The sequence below is a fragment of the Acidovorax sp. A79 genome (assembly GCF_041154505.1).
GTDB lineage: Bacteria > Pseudomonadota > Gammaproteobacteria > Burkholderiales > Burkholderiaceae_C > Acidovorax.
This window is the reverse complement of sequence record NZ_AP028672.1, coordinates 4,086,516-4,106,923: the sequence shown is the minus strand read 5'-3', so window position 1 is coordinate 4,106,923 and position 20,408 is coordinate 4,086,516. Positions and strand designations below refer to the sequence as shown.

The following is a 20,408-nucleotide window of genomic DNA, read 5'->3' as shown; positions in this document are numbered from 1 at the left end:
GTCACTCGAAACGGCACGCTTCGTCGAAGCCCAAGAGCGGGTCGCGCGGGTAGAGCCTCGCGCTATCGCCGTAGCCGATGTTGCAAGTGAAGTTCGCCGTCCAGTGGGTGCCTTTGAAGAAGGCCTCATCCAGAATGGCGTTATGGAAGCCCGACATCGGGCAGACGTCGAACCCAAGGCCCCGCGCCGCGAGCACCAGGTAGGCGCCTGTCAGCGAGCTGCTACGAAACGCAATCGACTCGGCGAACACCGCATCGGCTGCGAACATCGGCTTGAAGTCAGTGCGAGGGAAGAGCATTGGCGCCTCGTCGTAGAACCGCGCATACTGGGCAATCATGGCCGTCACCGGGGCGGCTCTCACCTGAGCGGGATTGCTGCCCATCCCCTCCAGCGCCGGGTACAGCTTGCGGCGTCCCTCTTCAGAATGAACGAACACGATGCGAGCGGGCTGCAGGTTTCCGCTCGTGGGTCCCCTCCCCACTTGATCAGGTCGTCGTCCTACACCTGTCTGTCAGTCCAGGGGTGGCGTGATCGGGCGTCGGTAAAGATCTGCGCGAGGGCAGCTTAAGAGATGGGCTCGCGGATGGTCATGCCGATTTCCTGTGGAAGTCGGTGTCAGAGCGAGCGAGGGCTCAACCGGCCCTCGACGACCAGGCGTTTGCAGATGGCCTGGATGTGGGCTTCACCGTCTTGTAGGGCTTCGCGTAAAGTGTCCAGCGAGTAGTAGCCCAGAGAAAGGTCCTGCGTACGCGGCACGGCGGAGCCAAGCAGGAACTGGGTGTCCGTCAGTGCCATCGAACTCGATGGGCGCGTCCGATTACTCGAAGGCCACCAACTGTTCAGGATGCAGCACCCAGTAGGTTAGATTTGCATGAAAATCAACTTATGCCGCTTTGGTGGCTAGTCCGAAGTATCTGGCGGCGCGCGGCAACCATTCACACCCACGCGAACTCGGCTCGCACGACTGCATCACATCCCCTGCTCGTGGAGGTCCGAAGACCACTTGGCGATTGGGAGGGACTAAGAAGCCCTAGGTTGCGGTGGAGGTGGATGGGCCGTTTCAAGCGAACACATCGTCGGCCCAGCTCTCCGGGGCGCTTGCCGGGCTTAGCATTGCCTTGCTTCCTGCGGATCTCACCGCGCCGCATATGGCTGCGGGGCAATTGCAGGAGGTTCTATCCGACTATGCTTCGGGAGCGATTCGGGTGCATTTTGTGTACCACAGCCGTAGGCATTTGCCACGTGCGGTTGCTGCGCTCATTGAGTTCGCAGCCACCACGATCAAAGACCTGAGCTTAATGCAACCAGCCTCGCCCAAGGACGTTTTAGTCAAGCGCGGATCACCACAGCACTGAAAGATTGCTGAGTCGTACCCTACATGGGGACATCAACCACAAGATATCAACGCCGCCCGAAATAACTATCAAGTTGCTGCCATTTGGCGAGCGCAGTTTCTAACTTCTCGTATATCGGCTGGAACTCGAAATCACCACGGCGCCCCTTGCCGTGGGCCATCAAATTCCTATCGCGATACAGTTCCCGAAGGCTAGTTAGAGTCGGTCGTAGGTAATGCGGATTGCCAACGGCTCTCTCCCATGCTCCAAAAATGTTTGACAAGGAGACATTGCCAGCACCGACCACACTGGAGAACAGGCTCGCAAACTGCATCTTTGAGCCAGGTGCGCTGCGCAAGTCAAAGTCACGTCGTATGTGCCCTTCGAAGCTTGCCAACACAGCCAAGGACGCGAACAGTTCATGCTCTTCTTCCCGCTGCCTTAGGAAATTCCTCCACTCTTGGGCCGACATTCCATGAATTTCTTCAAGAGTGGATTGACTGATCGGCCTGGATTTAGTGTCGTAGATTGCGATTTCCAGTACTCGCAAACCATCGATCGCAGTGATAAACCAAGTCCTTGCATCACTGAAGGTGACGTACACAGCGCTTCTCAGTTCGATGTGACGTACTCGAGGACTTTACTCAAAGCCTGGTCATCAAAATCAAAGGCTTCTTTTGTGCCTGGGCGCGGGTATATCGGTGAGCAGGCGCGCGGTCATCTCGCGCATCTGTTGATGCGCTCAGATCATCCAGGGATTGCGGCTGCATCAACATGACAGCGAGTGTGCCAAGGACGGCATTGCGCCGTCACGCGCATATTCACTGATTGCACGCCGTCTCAGACTACGGTGATGATGCCGCGTCTCCCATGCGCTGCCAAGGCAGGCCCAGCACCAGGGCATCGAGTTGTTCACGCTCCAGAGGCCAAAGGACATCGACCGGCGCCGACCAGGTGAACTCGCCCTGGTGCCGGCGGCGAGCCGCCAGCCAGATACCGATCCCATCATGCATCAGCACCTTGGTGCGGTTGGCACTCTCTTGGCGAACAGACAGGCGTGGTGAGTTGGGCCGGCGCCGAAGACTGTAATCTCCCGGACCAGCGCAGTGTCGGTGTCGGTGTCGGCACGAATGTCCAGGGTAGCAGTGGCCAGCGAGACTGCGTCGACAAGGATCATCGCAAGGGCTCGCGAAGAAGTGTGCCGCATTGAATCAGCAGACATTGCAAGTGCGCCGGTATTTCGCCGCGCCGGACTTGAAGATGTACCTCAGACAACTGTTGCTCGTCAGCGGGCTCAGCCAGCCTTGCGGTGGCCGCCTCGCATGCAGGACCGGCAGTGTGCATCGGCAAGGATACGCACGCGGGCGGCGTCAACGCTTGTCGCGCTCGCTGCTCTCGCATCCAACGATGCACCATGTTCGAATGCAGGCCCCGGGCCAGGCTACGCAGCCTACACTGGCTCCCGGCTGTACGCCGCGGTCCAACACCTCAGCCTTGAGTTGCTTGTTGTACTCGCGCGGCCCCGGGCAGTCTTTATTGGAAGAGTCTTCATCGTAGGGACGGTACCCGCGTCAAGCGGGCCCTTCAGTAGAGGATCGCCGCCAGTTGCATACCGTACGGCCCACTGCTACACGGATATTGGCTGGGATTTCAAGTTCATAGCAAGCGCTATCACCTCGTCTTTGATCTCATGAATGTCAATTCGCTCTAGAGCGTTCGTCAGGAACAGCCTCGACTGAAAGCGGGAGCTTTGGGGGGGCCTTCGCGCGCCTCCGACGCCCAGACGCTCCCTGCCCGCAACACGCCCCCCGACCGGGCTGCAGCAAATCGAGAAAAGGTTCATTCGTTTCATGGTTACTACTTATGGTTCATTCGTTCCTTTTTGCGTTAGGATTGAGTTAAATGGCGAGAGATTCTTGATGCTTGCCATAAAGAAGAGACAACATGACCCGGAAATCCAATGCTCACGTGTGAAATGAATCGCCCAACCGCACTCGCGTCAGGTGTCGACTTAAGCAGCTCAGCAGCAGGGAAACCTGTGAAGCCTACAGGCGAGGACGCGTCACGCATCGACTCGTCGCCCCCCGTCCTCAGCGTGCGCGATCTGTCGGTGTGCTATGACCTCGAGGATGGACAGATCCAGGCAGTCGTCGAGGTTTCTTTCGATCTCGAGCCTGGCAAGACTTTTGCCATCGTGGGCGAGTCAGGCTCCGGAAAGTCCACGCTCGCTCTTTCGCTGCTGGGGATGGCACCAGTCACGGCAGGTGATATACGACTCGACGGACAATGCATCTCCGCTCTGGGGCGCACCGCGTTGTCGAAGATCCGCGGGCATCGCATCGCGATGATTTTCCAGGAGCCGATGACCTCGCTGAACCCTGTGCTGACGGTGGGGTACCAGCTGACGGAAGCGATACGACTGCACACGAGCTTAGGTCGGCGCGAAGCATCGCAGCATGCAATTCTCATGCTAACTAAGGTCGGCATTTCGGATGCTGAGCGCAGGCTGAGGCAATACCCCCACGAACTGTCGGGCGGTATGCGGCAGCGCGTCATGATCGCCATGGCTCTGTCTTGCAATCCGGCAGTGCTTGTCGCCGACGAACCCACGACTGCCCTGGACGTTACGGTGCAGGCTCAAATACTCGACTTAATTGCGGACTTGCAGCGTGATCTGGGGACGGCGGTCGTCTTGATCACACACGACATAGGCGTTGTGGCCGAAACGGCAGACCGAATCGCCGTGATGTACGCCGGAAGAATTGTCGAGGAGGCACCGACGGCTGAACTCTTTGCCCATCCAAGGCACCCGTACACACAAGGGCTCCTCAGATCGGTGCCACGGGTCGATGTTCCGCGCACCGACAAGCCCTTGCCTTCAATGTCAGGCAGTGCGCCTTCGATGCGGCAAGTCCCATCGGGCTGCCCGTTCCGTGATCGTTGCGACCAGGTCCACGACCGCTGCAGCGAAACTCCCCCCTTGGTGCGGATCGGCGCCGACTCCGTGAGGTGCTGGCTCCATGCTTGACGTATCAACACAAAGCGCGATCCTTCAAGTCGAGGGTCTCACGCAGCGCTTTCCCATCGAAACAAATGCTCTCGGACGTCCGACGCGATGGCTCCACGCGGTTGAAAACGTTTCCTTCACGCTTGCGAGTGGGGAAACGCTCGGCATCGTCGGCGAGTCTGGGTGTGGAAAATCCACGCTTGCCCGCAGTATCCTTCAGCTCTATACGCCGACCTCTGGTCAGGTGCGCTTTGACGGAAGCGATCTGGGCAGCGCAAGCGCCAGAGACATGCGCAAACTGCGAAAGCAGATGCAGATTGTTCTTCAGGATCCATTCGGGGCCCTGAACCCGCGAAGGAGCGTTGGCTCGAGCATCGCAGATGGTCTGGACGGCGGCAACATTCGCGTGCGCGTGGGAGAACTTCTTGAGCGCGTGGGATTGCGGGCAGAAGACTACGCTCGCTATCCTCACGAATTTTCAGGTGGACAACGCCAGCGCATCTGTATTGCCAGGGCATTGGCGCCGCAGCCGCGGTTGTTGGTCGCAGACGAAGCCGTTTCTGCGCTCGACGTATCGGTTCAGGCGCAGATCCTCAACCTTCTTTCGCAATTGCGAGCCGACTTCGGGTTGAGCTTTCTTTTCATCAGCCATAACCTCTCCGTGGTGCGTGCGTTTTGCGACCGCGTGGCAGTGATGTACTTGGGACGCATTGTCGAAATCGGGCCGACTGAAAAGTTGTTCACGGATCCAGCGCACCCCTACACGCGCGCCCTGATGTCGGCTGTCCCAGTTCCAGATCCAACTCGCCGTCATGAGCACGTACCTTTGCGTGGTGAGCTGCCAAGCCCCCTGAACCCTCCGACGGGTTGCGCATTTCGCACCCGCTGCCTCTATGCCGCCGACGCCTGTGCCCAGGTCGTGCCACCACTGAGCACGCAGGGCGATGGCCGAGAGGCTGCATGTATCCGGCTCAATGTTGTTGACCGCGGCCCAGTCTGGACGCAAAGCAAGGAGTCCAGTAAATGTTGAAGTTCATTGTGCGACGGGTACTGCAACTGGTTCCGGTCTTGGTGTTGCTTTCCATGCTCGTATTTCTTCTGGTGCACCTTGTTCCGGGCGACCCCGTCGAGGTGTTGATGGGCGAAGGGCACAGCGATCCTGTGGTCGAGGCCCAGATGAGAGCCAAGTATGGCCTAGACCGCTCGCTCCCTACTCAGTACCTCACCTGGATCGGCAACGTCGTTTCAGGTGACTTCGGGACATCGATCTCGACGAAGCGCCCCGTGCTGGAAATGATCGCCGAGCGCTTTCCCGCGACGTTGACACTCGCCTTGTCTTCGGCATTGCTCGCAGTTCTGATCGCGATACCGCTCGGTATAACTGCAGCACTGTTCCGCAATACCTTCGTTGATTTTCTCGCCATGGGCGGGGCATTGATCGGCATCTCGGTACCCAGTTTCTGGTTCGCGATCCTGTTGATCCTGGTCTTTGCTCAGTACCTGGGTCTCTTGCCATCGATGGGGTATGCGTCATTTTCCCAACCCTTGGATGCGCTGCGCCACCTCATCTTGCCGACGGTCGTCCTAGGAACCGCCATGGCGGCGAACATAACTCGTCTGGTGCGCGCCGAAGTCATTGAGCAGCTGGGACGCGACTATGTCCGGACGGCGCGCGCAAAAGGCGCACCAGAAAAAATGGTGATCGGATTGCATGTGTTGAAGAACGCGATGATTCCGACAGTCACGTTGATCGGCATTCAGTTCAGCGGTTTGCTTGAAGGCGCCGTCATCGCTGAAACGATCTTCGCGTGGCCGGGCCTCGGCAAGCTTGCCGTGAGCGCCGTTGCGGAACGCGACTATCCCATGATTCAGGGGATCGTGCTCGTCATGGCCACGGTCTGCATGCTCGTCAACTTGCTGGTCGACCTGTCGTACCGGCTCCTCGATCCACGCGTGAAACTCCATTGAACGTCCAGGAAACATAAGCATGAAACTCAAGCACTTCGCTGCCTCGCTGGCCCTGGTGGCCGCCGCAGCATCCGCGCAATCGCCAGGGACTCCGAAGGATGGAGGCGCCCTTAAAGTGGGTCTGGAGACAAGTTCACTGACCAACGGATTCGACCCAGCGGTTATCCAGGGTGACAGTACGGGCTGGATTCTCGGCCAGATTGCCGAGGGCCTGCTAAACCGCGATCGCAAGGGCGAATTTGTCCCTTGGCTGGCGCAATCCTGGACGGTTTCGAACGACAAGCGCCTTTATACCTTCAAACTCCGCCAGGGCGTGAAGTTTCACAATGGTCGTGTCATGACCGCCGGTGACGTGAAATTCAGCCTCGACCGAATGCTTGACCCGAAGACCGGCTCGCGCCGTCGTGGTGAACTGTCCGTGATCGACAACATCGAGGTGGTCGACGCGAACACGGTCACGGTGCATCTCAAGGAACCATTCGCGCCGTTCCTGACGACGCTTTCGGGCGTGTGGGCTTCGATCATTCCCAAGGAAACCCTAAATCCCGATGGGTCGATCACGCATCTGGTCGGTACGGGCCCCTTCGCCCTGACGGAAGGAGGCAAAGAGCGTGTCACGATGAAGAAATTCGAAGGCTACTGGCGCAAGGGCGAGCCGCATGTCAACTCGTTGACATTTCTGCCAGTGCCAGATGACGCCGCGCGGATGACCGCGCTGCGCACCGGTGCGGTTGACCTGATCACGTCCGTACCCAATCAGTTGCTGCCGGTCCTTGCGCCCAACAGATCCCGTGGATTCGAACTTCTTGTAGCCCCCGGCGCGGTCTGGCACACGGCGATCATGAACACGACGAAGCCGCCCTTCAATGACCCACGGGTTCGGCAGGCCGCCAATCTGGCAATCGACCGCAACGTGCTCGTTCAGGCTCTCACATCGGGATTTGGGCGAGTCGACAACCAGATCTGGGAAAAGGGAGCATTCTGGCGGTTGGAGGGTGATCCAGTGAAGAGCAACCCCGCGAAAGCCAAGGCACTTCTGGCGGAAGCAGGATTCAAGAGCGGGCCGCCCATCACGATCGAGTCCAGACCAGAGTACCGACGCGATGCACAGGTGATCCAGAGCCAGTTGAATGCCGTCGGCTTCCAGGCGACGATCCGGGTTTCCGATTGGGTGGCGCTGAACCAGCGCATGAAAGCCTACGACTTCCAGTTCGTGATTTCATCGGCCAGCGGCTACAACGACCCCGATTTCCGCTTCAGCCGGTTCTACCTCAAAAGGGGACCGGCGAACTACTTGGCAGGCGGATACGAAAACACCAAGGTTACCGAATTACTCGATGCCGCCCGAGTCGAGCCCAATCCCCAGAAGCGCAAAGAGACGTATCAGCAAGTCTTCGACATCATTGAGCGCGACGTGCCCAGCCTCATGCTTTTTTTCGAACCACGAACACTCGCGTGGCGCGATGAAGTGAAGGGCTTCCATACCAACGCTGACGGTGACCTGTCACTTGCCGACGGTGGTCTTGCAAAAATCTGGTTGAACCGCTAAGGGGGACTTTTGAATATGCTCTCCTCGGAAACAAAGGCGCTTGGGCTGCGCATCCTTCGCAACCGGCTGGCCTTCATCGGTGTCGCATTGGTCTCGCTCGTGGTTGCGGCCGCGCTCGTCCTCCCCTTGGTGCTGCCTTGGGACCCGAATGGCATGGACATTGGGAGTGCGCTTGCTGCGCCAGGCGATGGCCACTGGCTCGGGACAGATCAGTTCGGCAGAGATCTGCTGACTCGCCTGGCCTACGGCGCCGGGATCTCCTTGCAGGTGGGATTGCTCGTCACGCTCTGTTCGCTTGTTCTTGGTGTCGCCCTGGGCGGCACTGCAGGCTACGTCGGCGGCGCCATCGACTCGTTCCTGATGCGTGCCATGGACGCATTGCTCGCGTTTCCCGGTCTTCTGCTCGCCCTTGCTCTGGTGGCCGCTCTTGGCGACAGCCTCTGGGCCATCGTTCTTGCGCTGACGATCGTTGGCATCCCCCGATTTGCCCGGGTCGTACGCGCAACAGTGCTGCAGCGCAAGGAAGAGGACTACGTGCTCGCCGCTCGAGCCCTGGGCAAATGGCCCGTGAGGATCCTCGTCCAGGACATCCTTCCAAACTGCTCTGGGCCGATCCTGATTCAGACGACGCTAGTCTTCCCTGGAGCCGTATTGGGCGAGGCTGCTCTCAGCTTTCTAGGCCTCGGCCTGCCGCCGCCCGCCCCCTCTTGGGGACGGATGCTGCAGGAAGCCACGACGGTGATGGAGATTGCGCCCTCTATGGCGATCTATTCCGGATTGGCGATCTTCGTGACAGTCCTCGGTTTCAACTTCCTGGGGGATGGCTTGCGCGACGTCTTCGACCCCCGGACAGCTCGATAAAAGTAGGAGGCAGAAACATGTCTGCGCGTGGTCAAAAAGATTCGAGAGGCGGCGTCATTGCAACGGGGTCACCGGCTGCAACAGCGGCCGGTGAAGCAATCTATAGGGCGGGAGGCAATGCCACCGATGCTGCGGTGGCGGCCGCCCTAACGCTCTGCGTTGCAGATCCTGCAAACGCAAGCCTGCTCGGTCGCTGCCACATTGTTGTTCGAACCGGACAAGGTGGCTTCTTTGCGATAGACGGGGCAAGCTCGATTCCTGCTTCGTTGCCGCGCGATTTAGGCGCAGGGCCTCTGCGATTGGCGGGGATTCCTGGATTGCCGCACGCCCTCTGCAAGCTCCATCGCGATCATGGCCGATTGTCTTTGACGGAGGTCGTCGCGCCTGCGGCTCGGCTCGCGGATGAGGGATTTTCTGCACCTTCCCACCTTGCCGCAGTTTGGGCGCTTCGTGCGCCGGAGCTGGTGGAAGCGGGAGCGGGTCCGTATTTGGATGGCGGAAGCCCGCCAACGCTCTTCCGGCACGAGAAGCTTGCTGGCCTGTTGCGGGCCTACGGTGAAGGTGGCGCCCCCGCCATCATGTCAGGCTCGACGGCGAGCCGGCTCGTTGATGGCATTCGCTCGCGCGGTGGGCATTGGCGGATCGAAGACTTGGAGGCTGCCGATGCACGTGAAGGTGAAATCCTGCATTGCCAGTTCCGCGACTGCCAAGTCACGACCGTTGGCCGCCAAGGCTGGGGGCACACGCTGTTGGAGATGCTGGCAATCCTTGATCGCTTCCCAAAATTCGGCCCTGCGCTTACCGGCCGTGAAGCATGCACTTTGGCTGCAATCATCGAAACCTGTTTCGAAGACCGCCCACAACGACTGGGATCGCTCGAACCTAAGCCCGACGGACTGCCCTACGAAGCGCTCATCGACCCGCACTTCGTCGCCAAGAGGGTAGATGCAATTTCGCAAGGCCTGATCAATGGGAGTGTCCCGCGTGCCCACGTTGCGTCCGAACTCCCGACTCAAGCGCTACGCGAGGACCAGGACACCACGCACTTGTCGGCACTGGATGCGAGCGGCATGGCTGTCGCCTTGACCATGTCGATCGGACCTCACTTCGGCCTTCGCAGCACTGAGACCTCCTTCGATCTGTTTCCTGCAAAGAGCTACCGCATGGGCTCCGACCCGGTGCCAGGTGCCCGCGATGTGACGGAAATGACGCCGGCCATCGTTTCGCGTGGAGGTCGCGTGCTTTTGTCCCTTGGTGGCGCCGGAAGCGAACGAATTCCCGGTGCCGTCGCCCAAACCATCGTCAACGTGGTGGACCGAGGGCTGGGGTTGCCCGAAGCCTTGCGAGCGCCGCGTGTCAATTTCAAGGACGGCTGTCCAAGGGTACACGCAGATGCAGGCCACGAGGTCATCGAGGCACTTCGCTCTCATTGGTCGCGCGTGGAAGTCCATGCCGTTGGGCACGAGAACCACCTTGGAATCGTTCAGGCTGTCGGAGAACGCGCGGATGGGCGCCTGGACGGCGCTGCGGACCCCTCATGGGATGGGACATGTCGGATCGCATAAGCGGCTGAAGGCAGGCCGCGAAGCTCTACGGACTGGCGTTGCGGCAGAAACACTTTTTGAACTCGTATTTTGATATTAAGGTTGAACCAACTTGAGCAAAATCATTCACCGTTCTTTGCGCAGCCTCCCGTCGACGGCGGTCGCTGCCCGCGGCATTGAGATCTTCGACAATCAAGGCCGGCGCTACATCGATGCATCCGGCGGCGCTGCGGTGTCATGTCTTGGGCATGGGCATCCCGACGTTCTGGCGGCGATGCACGCGCAGGTCGATTCCATCCCGTATGCCCACACCAGTTTCTTTACAACGGACATCAGCGAGGAGCTTGCTGAACACCTGATTAAACACGCCCCGGCCGGGCTCGATGAGGTCTACTTCGTATCCGGTGGCTCGGAAGCCGTCGAAGCCGCATTGAAACTCGCGCGTCAGTATTTCGTCGAGATCGGCGAACCCCAGCGCACGACATTCGTTGGCCGCCGCCAGAGTTATCACGGAAATACATTGGGTGCGCTTGCCGTAGGCGGGAACGAATGGAGGCGAAATCAATTTTCCCCGCTCCTCATGGATGTCGGTCGCGTGGCGCCGTGCTATGAATATCGAGATCGACTAGCCGCCGAGAGCCAGGACCAATACACGAGCAGGTTGATCGCCGAGCTGGAGTCCAAGTTTTTGGAGATTGGCCCGGAGAAGGTCATCGCATTTGTCGCGGAAACTGTCGTCGGCGCCACAGCTGGCGCTTTGCCACCCACGCCCGGGTATTTCGCTGGTGTCAGGGAACTGTGCGACCGTCACGGCATCCTATTCATTGCAGACGAGGTTATGTGCGGGATGGGGCGGACGGGGACGCTTCACGCAATCGAACAAGAAGGAGTGGTTCCTGACCTCTTGACCGTGGCCAAGGGGCTCGGTGGCGGGTACCAACCGATTGGGGCGGTCCTAGCCAAGTCGAAGATCGTCGATGCTCTGCGACATGGGAGCGGAATCTTCCAGCACGGTCACACTTACATAGGTCACCCGATGGCAGCTGCAGCGGCACTTGCAGTCCAGAGAGTGATCCAACGCGACGGACTATTGCAAAAAGTGGAGGATCGGGGCGCATTGTTCAGGCGGCTCCTCCTCGAGCGCCTCGGAAATAACGAGCACGTCGGGGACATCCGCGGCCGGGGGTTGTTCTGGGGCGTCGAGCTGGTACGCGACAGGCAGACGAAGGCAGCATTCAGTCCAGATGCGCGCCTGCACGCTCGAATCAAGGCGAGAGCCATGGCGAACGGTCTGCTCGTGTATCCGAGCAGCGGCACAATTGACGGTGCGAACGGTGACCACGTGCTGCTGGCGCCTCCGTTCATCGTGTCGGAGTCTGAGATCGAAAGAATCACGGAACTTCTCTCCCTTTCCATCGTTGAAGCGCTCTACGAAGTCAACCAGGGAGCGGAATAGTGAGCGGCGATCGGCTCCCCTTGCTTCTCGAGCACCTGTGGTCGCCGGCGCAGAAAACAATCGCGCAAGAGATCATCGATGGGCCGCGAAGTGCGCAGCCCGGAACTGATGGGACCACACCCAACGTCTCGCCGAGTACCTTCGAGAAATTCCATCGAGCTGAGGCTCTGCAAGAAGCTCCTGGAAACCCAGAACGTGCAGGATCCAACGTGGGAGCGCACCGTTGCCATGTTTGGCGACCAGGGCTGCATCGACCTGATTGGCGTGGTTGGCCACTACGCTTACCTTGCAATGGTGATGAATGCGGCGCGCACGCCGGTATCCCTTGCGCGACATAGAGCGAAGAGCTTGCCGATCCCATGCAGCGTCCAGCCTTGTTTCCAGCGCTCCCACATCAGCGCCTTCTGGATATTGGTAGATTCTTGGTCGCTGCTTCATCTGCAACACTCCTTCCACCTAGGCGGTGGTTAGTGTGTTGCATCGACCGGTTGAATCCGCCACGGGGAGCTGTCAGACAGCCCTGCCCTGCACCTCAATGGATGGGGTGGAGGGGCCTTGGAGACCGGTGGAGGATGGATCAGGCAACGCAGTGTGCGCAGAGGCTTGCGGACTCCTCGTCCTGAATACGCGGGTGCATCCTCGATGGGGCTTGAGGGACTACCAGGGTCTAGTTTACGGGGTGGATCAACACCGGCGGAGCTCCGGGCGGTGTGGTCGGCGCGTACGGTGGAAGAGGTGCTGGACTGTGAATTCGTCCTTAACGCACTCGCACTGTCACCGGGCGAAGGCCATGGCGCCCTGTGAGCTGGCAGGAGCTCAGGCGGTGCGTCCACACTGCCGGGCTCCCTTTCAGTACAGATCAGGCAATCACAAATGGTGCACGGTCCTTGCCCGCAATCCACTGTGGCGGCTTGCCTCGGCCGGACCAGGTGGCACCGGTGACGGGATCCCGGTACTTGGCGGAGACCTTCTTGGGCTGGGGCTTCCAGGGGAAGACTTGCTGGGCCGTGAAGCCAAATTCCTGAACGAGTTGCAGGACGGTTTGGAGGGCCTGCTCTGACTCGGCCTTCTTGGCGTTGGCGATTTGTTCGTCGAGGAGCTTTTTCTGGGCGAGGAGTTCGGCGTAGCTGGACATGGATATGCGTTGGGGTGAGTGCTGGGGTGTTGTGATTTGGCCCGGTGAGGACCGTTTTAGGCACAGGGAGCACTCTACGCGAAACGGAGGCAAGGCACGCTCAGTCGGCACTTGCAACGGAAGGAGTCGTAGATTCTTGTGTCTCGCCTTGGCGCCACACCTGCAGGTTGGCGTATCTGCGACCGCAACCTGTGCAACGCAGGGCCTCGGTGTAGCGCATGACTCCGGCGTCATCGCGTGCGAGCACCCGGTGGTAGCTAGCGGCACCACAGTAGCCGCAGCAATTCCTGGCAGTGTGCGGGTTCATCGAGATAGAGGAGCTCAGGTTCTTCACTCAGGGGATCTGTTCTTGGTTCGGTTCTTCGTTTCGTGCGCTTTGGATCGTACCAAGGCAACGGAGTTCGCGCAGATCCATGGAGCCAGCTGGTCACGAGCAGGGATGTTCTCGCACCACATTGAACATCTCACACGGTAGCGGCTGAGCTTCGGCAAAGATCTAGCAGCCACTTTCCCATCCCTGCGCGAAGGCGCTCAAAGAGAACGAGCCCCGCGATCTGGAGATTGACAAGAATGTTCTAGTTCAAGCTGCAAGAATGCAGATCTCAAACCAAAAGAGCGCTATCGAAAATCTCAAGACGCAGATCGTCATAACGCAGTCGCAGGCCGAGCAGCCAACAACTTGCGCCGAAGACAACAAGGTGGCGCGTGAACTGGCCGCTATAAGGCAGCGCAATGAAGCCCAAGGAAAACTTGCGGCGTTACAGTGCTATTGGGCGGGCCAGTGTTGTGGTTGCCAAGCGGGCGCCGGTCTGGATTTTCTGTTTCATATCTCCTCCTTGAAGTGGTTCGATCAAGCAGCCGCCTCGCCATCCATGGCGCCCAGTTGCACTGTCGGATGTGAAGCGGCTCAGCCCTCTTGGCGGGGCACTTCCCGCGGCGCCGGGCCGTCATAGGTCCAGAGGTAGTCGCGCGGAATGGGGCCCTTGTTGCGCCCACCCTGGCCTGTCTGCTCCCATGCATGCGACAGGATGCCCACCGAGCGCGAGAGGCAGAACAGGCCACGCGCCAACGGTGCCGGGAATCCTAGCTCGGCGTAGATCACGGCAGTGGCGCCGTCGATGTTCATCGGGATGCGCCGGCCGTTCTTGCGTGCGGCTAGTTCGACCTCCACACCCCGTGCGATGTTCGCGAAGCGCCCGCTAACCGTGCCCTCGCTTGCCGCCGCGTCCACCAGAGCCAGCAGTGGTGCAGCACGTGGGTCGACCGGGTGGAAGCGGTGCCCGAAGCCTGACACGAACTTGCCGTGCTCGGCAATCGCCGCATCGAGACCGTCCCGCACTGCCTCGGCAAGAGATGCCCCGGTGTCCTGACGAGCCGCAATGTCCTGGTACATCGCCACAGCTTGTTCACCGGCCCCGCCATGCACATCGCCAAGCACGTTGACTGCCGAGGCCATGGCATTGTTCAGGCCCACACCACAGGTGGCGGCCATGCGGGCGATGGCGATACTGGGTGCCTGCGGTCCATGATCGACCGCCGACATGAGTGCTGCGTCTAGAAGCCGGCCCTGGCCCTCGCTGGGTAATTCCCCACGGGTCATCAGCCAGATCATCTGCGCGAAGCTGGTTCGGCCAATGAGGTCTTCAATGGCGTAGCCGCTGTAGCGGATCATGCCAGGGCGCATCTCGATGATGGAGGTGCGCCACCAGTCGGGCACGCGAGGGTCTTCGACGGTCATACGACTTTCTCCTGAATGTGGGCCTGGATTTCGGCTTCCGAGTAGCCGAGTTCGGTCAGGATGGCGGCCGTGTGCTCGCCAAGCCGTGGCGGTGGCGTAGGGACTGTGGGCGCCTCCCCGTTGAGCTTGAAGCCGGTGCGCACGACCCGAATGTCGCGGCCAACGCCGGGTACGTTGTCGAAAGTGCCTACCATGCCGCGCTCGGCAATCTGCGGATGCTCCAACGCCTGCGGCACCGAGTACACCGGTCCCGCCGGCACCCCCACGTTGTTGAGCACCTGCCACCAATCGTTGGCAGACTTCGCGGCAAGTGCTTCTTCCACCAGCGCTTTGAGCGCGGCGCGGTGTTGGAGCCGGCCTTGGCGCTCCGCAAAGCGCGGGTCGGTCTTCCACTCGGGACGGCCTAGCGCGTCGCACACGGCCTCGAACTGCTCCTGCTTGTTCGCCGCAATGTTCAGCAGGCCATCGCCGGTGCGGAAGGTGCCAGACGGGCTCGCGGTCACGTTGTCGTTGCCAAGGGGCCGGGGCGCGCGGCCGGCGATCAAGTGGTTCGACACCGCCCAGCCCATGGTGGCCATGGCGGCTTCGAGCATCGACACGTCGATGAACACACCGCCGGTGCGATGGCGATCGGCCAGCGCCGAAGCCACAGCGAAAGCAGCCGTGATGCCGCCGATGGTGTCGGCTACCGGATAACCCACGCGGTATGGCGCGTTCTCCGGCGCGCCCGTGATGCTCATAATACCGGACATGCCCTGGATGATCTGGTCGTAGGCCGGAAGATCGCGCAGTGGGCCGCTCTGTCCGAAGCCCGAGATGGCGCAGTAAATGAGCTTGGGGTTCTCCTTCAACAGTTCTTCGTAGCCCAATCCGAGGCGCTTCATCACGCCGGGCCGGTAGTTCTCCACCAGCACATCAGCCGTCCGCACCAGGCGGCGTAGCGCTTCCTTGCCTTTCGGGTGCTTGAGGTCCAGTGTGATGGACCGCTTGCCCGGGTTCTGCGCCAGGAAGGACACGCCCATCATGGCCTTGTTAAGCTCTGGATCAGCGCCAAGTTGGCGGGCAAGGTCGCCGGTTTCCCGCGCTTCCACCTTGATGACGTCGGCACCCATATGTGACAGTTGGTGGCAAGCGAATGGCCCCGCCAACACGTTGGTCAGGTCCAGCACGCGAATGCCGTGCAGGGGCTGGATGGCCATGGCTGTTCCTTACTCGGACTTAATGTTTGCCGACTTCACTACAGCTGCCCAGCGCTTCATTTCGGAAGCAGCCAGCAGCGACGCCTGTGCGGGGGTATTGAGAACCGGCGTCAGGCCCTGTTCGGCCAAGCGCCGCTTGCCATCTTCGGAGTTCAGCGCAGAGGAAAACGCTTGGTTCAGCTTGTCGATGACAGGCTGTGGTGTGCCAGCGGGGGCCGCAAAGCCCACCCAGAAATCCATCACGAACCTCGGCAGGCTCGCTTCCTTGGCAGACGGTACGTCGGGCAATAGGGGCGAACGAGCCTCGCTCGTGACAACAAGCGCGCGCAGCTTGCCCGACTTGATGTGAGGCAACGCCGTTGGCAACGAAGTAACCAGGGCCTGCACTTGGCCCGCCATCAGGTCAGTCAGGACCGCGCCGGCGCCCTTGTATGGGATGTGCGTCAGATCGATGCCCGCAGCACTCTTGAACAATTCGCCACCCAGGTGCGTGTTCGTTCCATTCCCGCCCGAGCCATAGTTCATCGTGCCGGGTTTGGCTTTGGCCAGGCCGATGAAATCCTGCACCGTCTTCACTGGCAAGCCCGGGTTGACTACCAGAACGTGCGGTGCGGAGGCTGCCGTGATGATGTGCGTGAAGCCCTTCTGCGCATCGAAGGGCATTTTGGGTAGGAGGCCGGGAGCAATGGTGAAGGACATTTCAGTCGTCAGCAGCGTGTAGCCATCGGGCGCGGCCCGCGCAACGGCTCCCCAGCCGATCAGCCCACCGCCGCCGACCTTGTTGTCTACGACGAAGGGCTGGCCCAGGCCGTTGGCCACCTGGTTGGTCGCAAGACGCGCGACGATATCGGTCGTGCCGCCGACGGCGTAGGGAACGACGATGGTGATGGGCCGCACAGGAAAGGACTGCGCGAATGCGTTGGTGGTGGCGGCAAAGGTCACGGCTGCGGCAGCAGCGGACAGGATGCGGACAATGTTCATGAGACGTCTCCAGTGAAGTCGGGGGTCAATCGAGCTTGATGTTTCTGGTGCGCACCACACGCTGTTGTTCGGCCTTGAGGAGTGCGGCGGCCTCCTGTGAGGTGCCGCCGACCGGCGCGCTGCCTTCTGCAATCAGAGTGGCAACGGTGTCTGGAAGCGACAGAGCTTTGGCAACCTCGGCTTGCAAGCGCGACACGATGGCCGGAGGTGTTCCTGCTGGCGCCACCAGCATCTTCCAGTCGCTGGTGTCAAAACCGGCGAATCCGCTCTCGGCCACGGTGGGCACGTCAGGCAGCGCCGGCATGCGCTTGGCCGAGCTGACAGCAAGCGCGCGCAGCTTGCCGGCCTTGACGAAAGAGATGACCGTCTGCGGCGTAGCGAAGTAGTAGTCGACCTGACCGCCCAACAGGTCAGTGGTAGCGGGGCCAGCGCCCTTATAGGGGATATGTCTGGTGATGATGCCTACCTGCTTGGTAAAGACTTCACCGGTCAGGTGGCCCACAGTGCCATTGCCGGCAGACGCCATGGTCAAGGAGTCCGGCTTGATCTTGGCGGCGTTCACCAGATCCTTCAAAGTCTTGTAGTGAGAGTCGGCCTTGACCACCAGCACCACTGCCTGGCCCGCAATCGTGGCGATGGGAGCGAACGCCTTAGCCGCGTCGTAGGGCATCTTTGCGTACAGCGAAGGGTTGATGGCCAAGTTGGCCGTTTGCCCCATGCCCAGCGTGTAGCCGTCTGGTGCCGCTTTGGCAACTGCGTCCATGCCGATATTGCCGCCAGCACCGGCTTTGTTCTCCACAATCAGCGTCCATCCTGTGCCGGCACGAATCTTGTCAAGCACCATGCGCGTGACAGCATCTGTGCCGCCGCCTGGCGGGAATGGAACGATGACCTTGATTGACTGGGATGGATACGCTGACTGCGCTTGCGCAACGACAGCGAAGACGAAGGCGCAAGCGCCGACCAAACGGGGAAGTAGATTCATGAAGTCTCCTGGGGCGTGTACTGAAATGAAGGTGTCAGGTGAGCCGGTACACACGGCGCGCTGTCATCTGAAAAAGCCCTTGTCGTTCGGTGGCCGAGAAGCCCTGCGTGAGTCGCTTGAAGGCGTTCCAGCCATTCACATAGCTGTAGGAACCCTTGTCCACCGGGAAATTGCTTTCAAACATGCAACGCTGCGGGCCGAATGCCTCAATACAGGTCAGCAACCAGGGGCGCCATGCGGCTGCAAGCTCTTCGGAGGACGGCGGCAATGCGCCTTGCTCGAAGCCGAATCCGTTGATGCGCATGCCCAGACCGCCGAGCTTGACGAACACGTTGGGCCTGCGTGCAAGTTCGTGCAAAGACGCGCGCCATCCTGTGCAGATGACGTCATCTCGATCCGCATATGCACCGATGCGTACGATCCCGCCGCAGTGGTCCAGAATGATCGGCAGGTCAGGTAGCGCATCCGCCACGTCGATCAGCTCTCCGAGCTGTGGCCAGAACAGCCAAGCATCGTAGGAGAGGCCGAGCGCAGCGACTTCGGCCAAGCCTTTGCGATAGCCCGTATCTGCGAGCAAGCCTTGCGGAGCAGCGGTCAGCGGGTTTGCCAATGAGCTGTCAGCATCCCAGGTGGCGAGGTGGCGAACGCCGCGGAATCGGCCTTCGCCCGCTGCCTGATGAGCCTCCAAGACTTCGCGCACGTTGGCACCGCGGCGCAGGTCTGCATAGCCCACGATGCTTTGCGCGATCCGCGGTTGGCCGGGCTGCGGCACAGTGGTCTGAGCAACGTACTCGGTTTCACCCACAGGCCTCATGTGCTCGGGGCCACCGTCTCGGTAGCGTGTGAGCGCCTGCATGTACACCGAGGCCTCTACGGAGTGGCCAGACGTGGCATCCGTCATGTATTCGTCGCGCAGGTAGGTCCAGCCGGGCCGGTCATAGAAATGATGGTGAGCGTCCACAATGGCCAACTCTGGCTCCAACACTTCTTCGCGGCGCTGGCCCAGCCAGTCTTCACGCACGTTCAGGTAGTTTGATGTCATCGCGTGCCCCTCAGTTGGTTGATGTGACGGGAATGACATCGAACACCAATGCACCGCCGATCACGGCCAGTACGAGGCCGAATACCCAAAGTAACGATGCCTTCTCGTGGTCCCCGTAGTTGATATCGAGCAGCGCGACCAGCAGGCAGGTGGACGTCAAGCGCCCCTTCTTGCAGATGGCGTTCGGTGATGCAGCGAGCAACCCGAGTGCAATGGGCGCCAGCGCGAGAAGCGCAGACATGCGCTTGGTCATGATCAGCACCACGAGGGCAATGGCCATACCGTGTCCGAGAGCAGGCAACATCAACGTCTCCGCAATTTTTCTGCCTCAGCCTGCGGTGTTTTCACCGCAATAGGACTGGGCTCTGTAATCAGATAGTTCTATTATACAGAACTGCGTTCTATCAAAAGGAACTGCATGTATACAACGGACGCTTCGGTACAGGGAAAACCCTTGTCTTTTTGCGTCCGTGCGACGTGTTCTACTAGGCGGAACTTTTAATTACTGTGATGACGATTGACCCATCATCTGGACCCGACACCGAGGCCACCTCGTCCGAAACCTCAAGTGGCGTTGCTGTTCTCGACCGCGCCTTCGCACTTCTTGGCGCATTCCAACCCACCGATGAACGCCTGACGTTGACCGAGTTGTCTCGCAGAACTGGTCTTTACAAGAGCACGGTGCTGCGACTTCTGGGCGCTCTTGAGCATGGGGGGTTCATTCGCAAGCTGGACGATGGTCAATACGCCATCGGGCCTCAGCCCATGCGCCTGGCTGCGATCTACCAGAGGTCGTTTCGTGTGGATTCCATCATCGAGCCTTTGCTGGCTGAGCTCAGCGAAAAACTTGGCGAGACGACATCGTTCTATGTGCGGGCCGGAGGGCGTCGGCTGGTGGTCAGTCGCGTTGAACCCGCTAGAGCCGTACGTGTATCAATTCGAGTAGGCGAGGATTTTGAAGTGGGCAAAGGCGCTTCCGGCAAGGTGCTCATGGCTTTCACTGACACTCACCCGAATGGCGAGGAGGTGCGCGCGCGTCTGTGGGCAACCTCTTATGGGGAGCGCGACCCAGAGACTGCGGCAGCATCTGTGCCGGTGTTTGGCGCATTGGGCGAGCTCAAAGGCGCGCTGACAGTGTCCGGTCCACTGTCCCGCCTCGGCGAACCGCTCGCAATGCGGACCGCGGTGGTTGCACTGCTTGAGATGGCACGACGTGCCACCGCCGAATTCGGCGGGAATGTAAGCAGGTATGCGATCGCTGCTCAAGCCAATACCGAGCATATTGGCGTTCGGGTCTGAGCAACAAGAGCCAAACATCACTTGCTCAGGTCAAGGCAACTATCCGTATGCATCCTGCACTAACTGGCTTGGAGGTCGACCCGCTCTAGTGCACTACGAGACCGTTCATTGATCTTCGACTGAAGATGCTGCTGCGGTACTTTTCACGGTACACCATGTCAATAAGCTCGTTGAGCGGGTCTTATGCCAAAGCGGCCCAGATCCGCCGACATTGCGATTGTTGCTCTGGCGGCTCTGCAGCGATTGCAGTCGGCCACTTTGCTGAGCTCGACTGTTGATTTCCACGCAGAAGTGACCCACTAACCCCCAG

Annotated in this window: 20 protein-coding genes and 1 pseudogene; 9 read left to right on the top strand and 12 right to left on the bottom strand. The window is 60.2% G+C overall.

What is annotated here, in order from left to right:
- Position 1: 1 nt before the first annotated feature.
- Positions 2 to 549, bottom strand: a pseudogene (locus tag ACAM51_RS18785) (malonic semialdehyde reductase).
- Positions 550 to 615: 66 nt separating this feature from the next.
- A complete protein-coding gene (locus ACAM51_RS18780) occupies positions 616 to 795 on the bottom strand; it encodes a hypothetical protein (RefSeq protein WP_369641489.1) in 180 nt (59 codons plus the stop codon).
- Positions 796 to 1,040: 245 nt separating this feature from the next.
- Here ACAM51_RS18780 and ACAM51_RS18775 point away from each other — a divergent pair, with 245 nt between their 5' ends.
- Positions 1,041 to 1,355: a LysR substrate-binding domain-containing protein gene (locus tag ACAM51_RS18775; protein ID WP_369641488.1), complete on the top strand. Its 315-nt coding sequence runs from the start codon at positions 1,041 to 1,043 to the stop codon at positions 1,353 to 1,355.
- A gap of 46 nt (positions 1,356 to 1,401) precedes the next feature.
- Here the strand turns inward: ACAM51_RS18775 and ACAM51_RS18770 are convergent, their stop codons facing one another.
- Together ACAM51_RS18770 and tnpB are read right to left on the bottom strand one after the other, a co-directional pair.
- Complete coding sequence (locus ACAM51_RS18770) at positions 1,402 to 1,938, bottom strand: hypothetical protein (RefSeq protein WP_369641487.1); 537 nt, start codon at positions 1,936 to 1,938, stop codon at positions 1,402 to 1,404.
- Positions 1,939 to 2,179: 241 nt separating this feature from the next.
- Complete coding sequence (gene tnpB, locus ACAM51_RS18765) at positions 2,180 to 2,347, bottom strand: IS66 family insertion sequence element accessory protein TnpB (RefSeq protein ID WP_369641486.1); 168 nt, start codon at positions 2,345 to 2,347, stop codon at positions 2,180 to 2,182.
- A gap of 1,082 nt (positions 2,348 to 3,429) precedes the next feature.
- Here tnpB and ACAM51_RS18760 point away from each other — a divergent pair.
- The 7 genes from ACAM51_RS18760 (at position 3,430) to ACAM51_RS18730 (ending at position 11,719) form a co-directional block, all read left to right on the top strand.
- Positions 3,430 to 4,362 (top strand): ABC transporter ATP-binding protein, encoded by a 933-nt coding sequence (locus ACAM51_RS18760; protein WP_369641485.1) that lies wholly within the window; start codon positions 3,430 to 3,432, stop codon positions 4,360 to 4,362.
- Positions 4,355 to 5,371: an ABC transporter ATP-binding protein gene (locus ACAM51_RS18755; RefSeq protein ID WP_369641484.1), complete on the top strand. Its 1,017-nt coding sequence runs from the start codon at positions 4,355 to 4,357 to the stop codon at positions 5,369 to 5,371. The genes ACAM51_RS18760 and ACAM51_RS18755 overlap by 8 nt, the downstream gene beginning before the upstream one ends.
- The gene (locus tag ACAM51_RS18750; protein WP_369641483.1) at positions 5,365 to 6,309 is read left to right on the top strand and encodes an ABC transporter permease; all 945 of its coding nucleotides are present in this window, start codon (positions 5,365 to 5,367) and stop codon (positions 6,307 to 6,309) included. Before ACAM51_RS18755 ends, ACAM51_RS18750 begins: the two co-directional genes overlap by 7 nt.
- 19 nt (positions 6,310 to 6,328) lie before the next feature.
- On the top strand, positions 6,329 to 7,858 hold the full coding sequence (locus tag ACAM51_RS18745) for an ABC transporter substrate-binding protein (RefSeq protein WP_369641482.1): 1,530 nt from the start codon (positions 6,329 to 6,331) through the stop codon (positions 7,856 to 7,858).
- Between the two features lie 15 nt (positions 7,859 to 7,873).
- Positions 7,874 to 8,719, top strand: coding sequence for an ABC transporter permease (locus tag ACAM51_RS18740; RefSeq protein ID WP_369643847.1), 846 nt, complete (start codon positions 7,874 to 7,876; stop codon positions 8,717 to 8,719).
- A gap of 17 nt (positions 8,720 to 8,736) precedes the next feature.
- The gene (locus tag ACAM51_RS18735) at positions 8,737 to 10,284 is read left to right on the top strand and encodes a gamma-glutamyltransferase (RefSeq protein WP_369641481.1); all 1,548 of its coding nucleotides are present in this window, start codon (positions 8,737 to 8,739) and stop codon (positions 10,282 to 10,284) included.
- 91 nt (positions 10,285 to 10,375) lie between these two features.
- The gene (locus ACAM51_RS18730) at positions 10,376 to 11,719 is read left to right on the top strand and encodes an aspartate aminotransferase family protein (protein WP_369641480.1); all 1,344 of its coding nucleotides are present in this window, start codon (positions 10,376 to 10,378) and stop codon (positions 11,717 to 11,719) included.
- Between the two features lie 72 nt (positions 11,720 to 11,791).
- Here the strand turns inward: ACAM51_RS18730 and ACAM51_RS18725 are convergent, their stop codons facing one another.
- The 8 genes from ACAM51_RS18725 to ACAM51_RS18690 form a co-directional block, all read right to left on the bottom strand.
- The gene (locus ACAM51_RS18725) at positions 11,792 to 12,157 is read right to left on the bottom strand and encodes a hypothetical protein (protein WP_369641479.1); all 366 of its coding nucleotides are present in this window, start codon (positions 12,155 to 12,157) and stop codon (positions 11,792 to 11,794) included.
- Positions 12,158 to 12,578: 421 nt separating this feature from the next.
- Positions 12,579 to 12,854, bottom strand: a complete 276-nt coding sequence (locus ACAM51_RS18720; protein WP_369641478.1) for an H-NS family nucleoid-associated regulatory protein — start codon at positions 12,852 to 12,854, stop codon at positions 12,579 to 12,581.
- Positions 12,855 to 13,761: 907 nt separating this feature from the next.
- Positions 13,762 to 14,592 carry a citryl-CoA lyase gene (locus ACAM51_RS18715; protein WP_369641477.1) on the bottom strand — a complete coding sequence of 277 codons (831 nt, stop codon included), beginning with the start codon at positions 14,590 to 14,592 and terminating at the stop codon, positions 13,762 to 13,764.
- Positions 14,589 to 15,791 carry a CaiB/BaiF CoA transferase family protein gene (locus ACAM51_RS18710; RefSeq protein WP_369641476.1) on the bottom strand — a complete coding sequence of 401 codons (1,203 nt, stop codon included), beginning with the start codon at positions 15,789 to 15,791 and terminating at the stop codon, positions 14,589 to 14,591. Before ACAM51_RS18710 ends, ACAM51_RS18715 begins: the two co-directional genes overlap by 4 nt.
- Before the next feature lie 9 nt (positions 15,792 to 15,800).
- Positions 15,801 to 16,772, bottom strand: coding sequence for a tripartite tricarboxylate transporter substrate binding protein (locus ACAM51_RS18705; protein ID WP_369641475.1), 972 nt, complete (start codon positions 16,770 to 16,772; stop codon positions 15,801 to 15,803).
- 25 nt (positions 16,773 to 16,797) lie between these two features.
- Entirely contained in the window at positions 16,798 to 17,757 is a 960-nt protein-coding gene (locus tag ACAM51_RS18700; RefSeq protein WP_369641474.1) for a Bug family tripartite tricarboxylate transporter substrate binding protein, read from the bottom strand.
- 34 nt (positions 17,758 to 17,791) lie between these two features.
- On the bottom strand, positions 17,792 to 18,838 hold the full coding sequence (locus ACAM51_RS18695) for an amidohydrolase (protein ID WP_369641473.1): 1,047 nt from the start codon (positions 18,836 to 18,838) through the stop codon (positions 17,792 to 17,794).
- Positions 18,810 to 19,079, bottom strand: a complete 270-nt coding sequence (locus ACAM51_RS18690) for a hypothetical protein (RefSeq protein WP_369641472.1) — start codon at positions 19,077 to 19,079, stop codon at positions 18,810 to 18,812. The genes ACAM51_RS18695 and ACAM51_RS18690 overlap by 29 nt, the downstream gene beginning before the upstream one ends.
- Positions 19,080 to 19,309: 230 nt before the next feature.
- Here ACAM51_RS18690 and ACAM51_RS18685 point away from each other — a divergent pair, with 230 nt between their 5' ends.
- Positions 19,310 to 20,098: an IclR family transcriptional regulator gene (locus ACAM51_RS18685; protein ID WP_369641471.1), complete on the top strand. Its 789-nt coding sequence runs from the start codon at positions 19,310 to 19,312 to the stop codon at positions 20,096 to 20,098.
- Positions 20,099 to 20,408 lie beyond the last annotated feature (310 nt).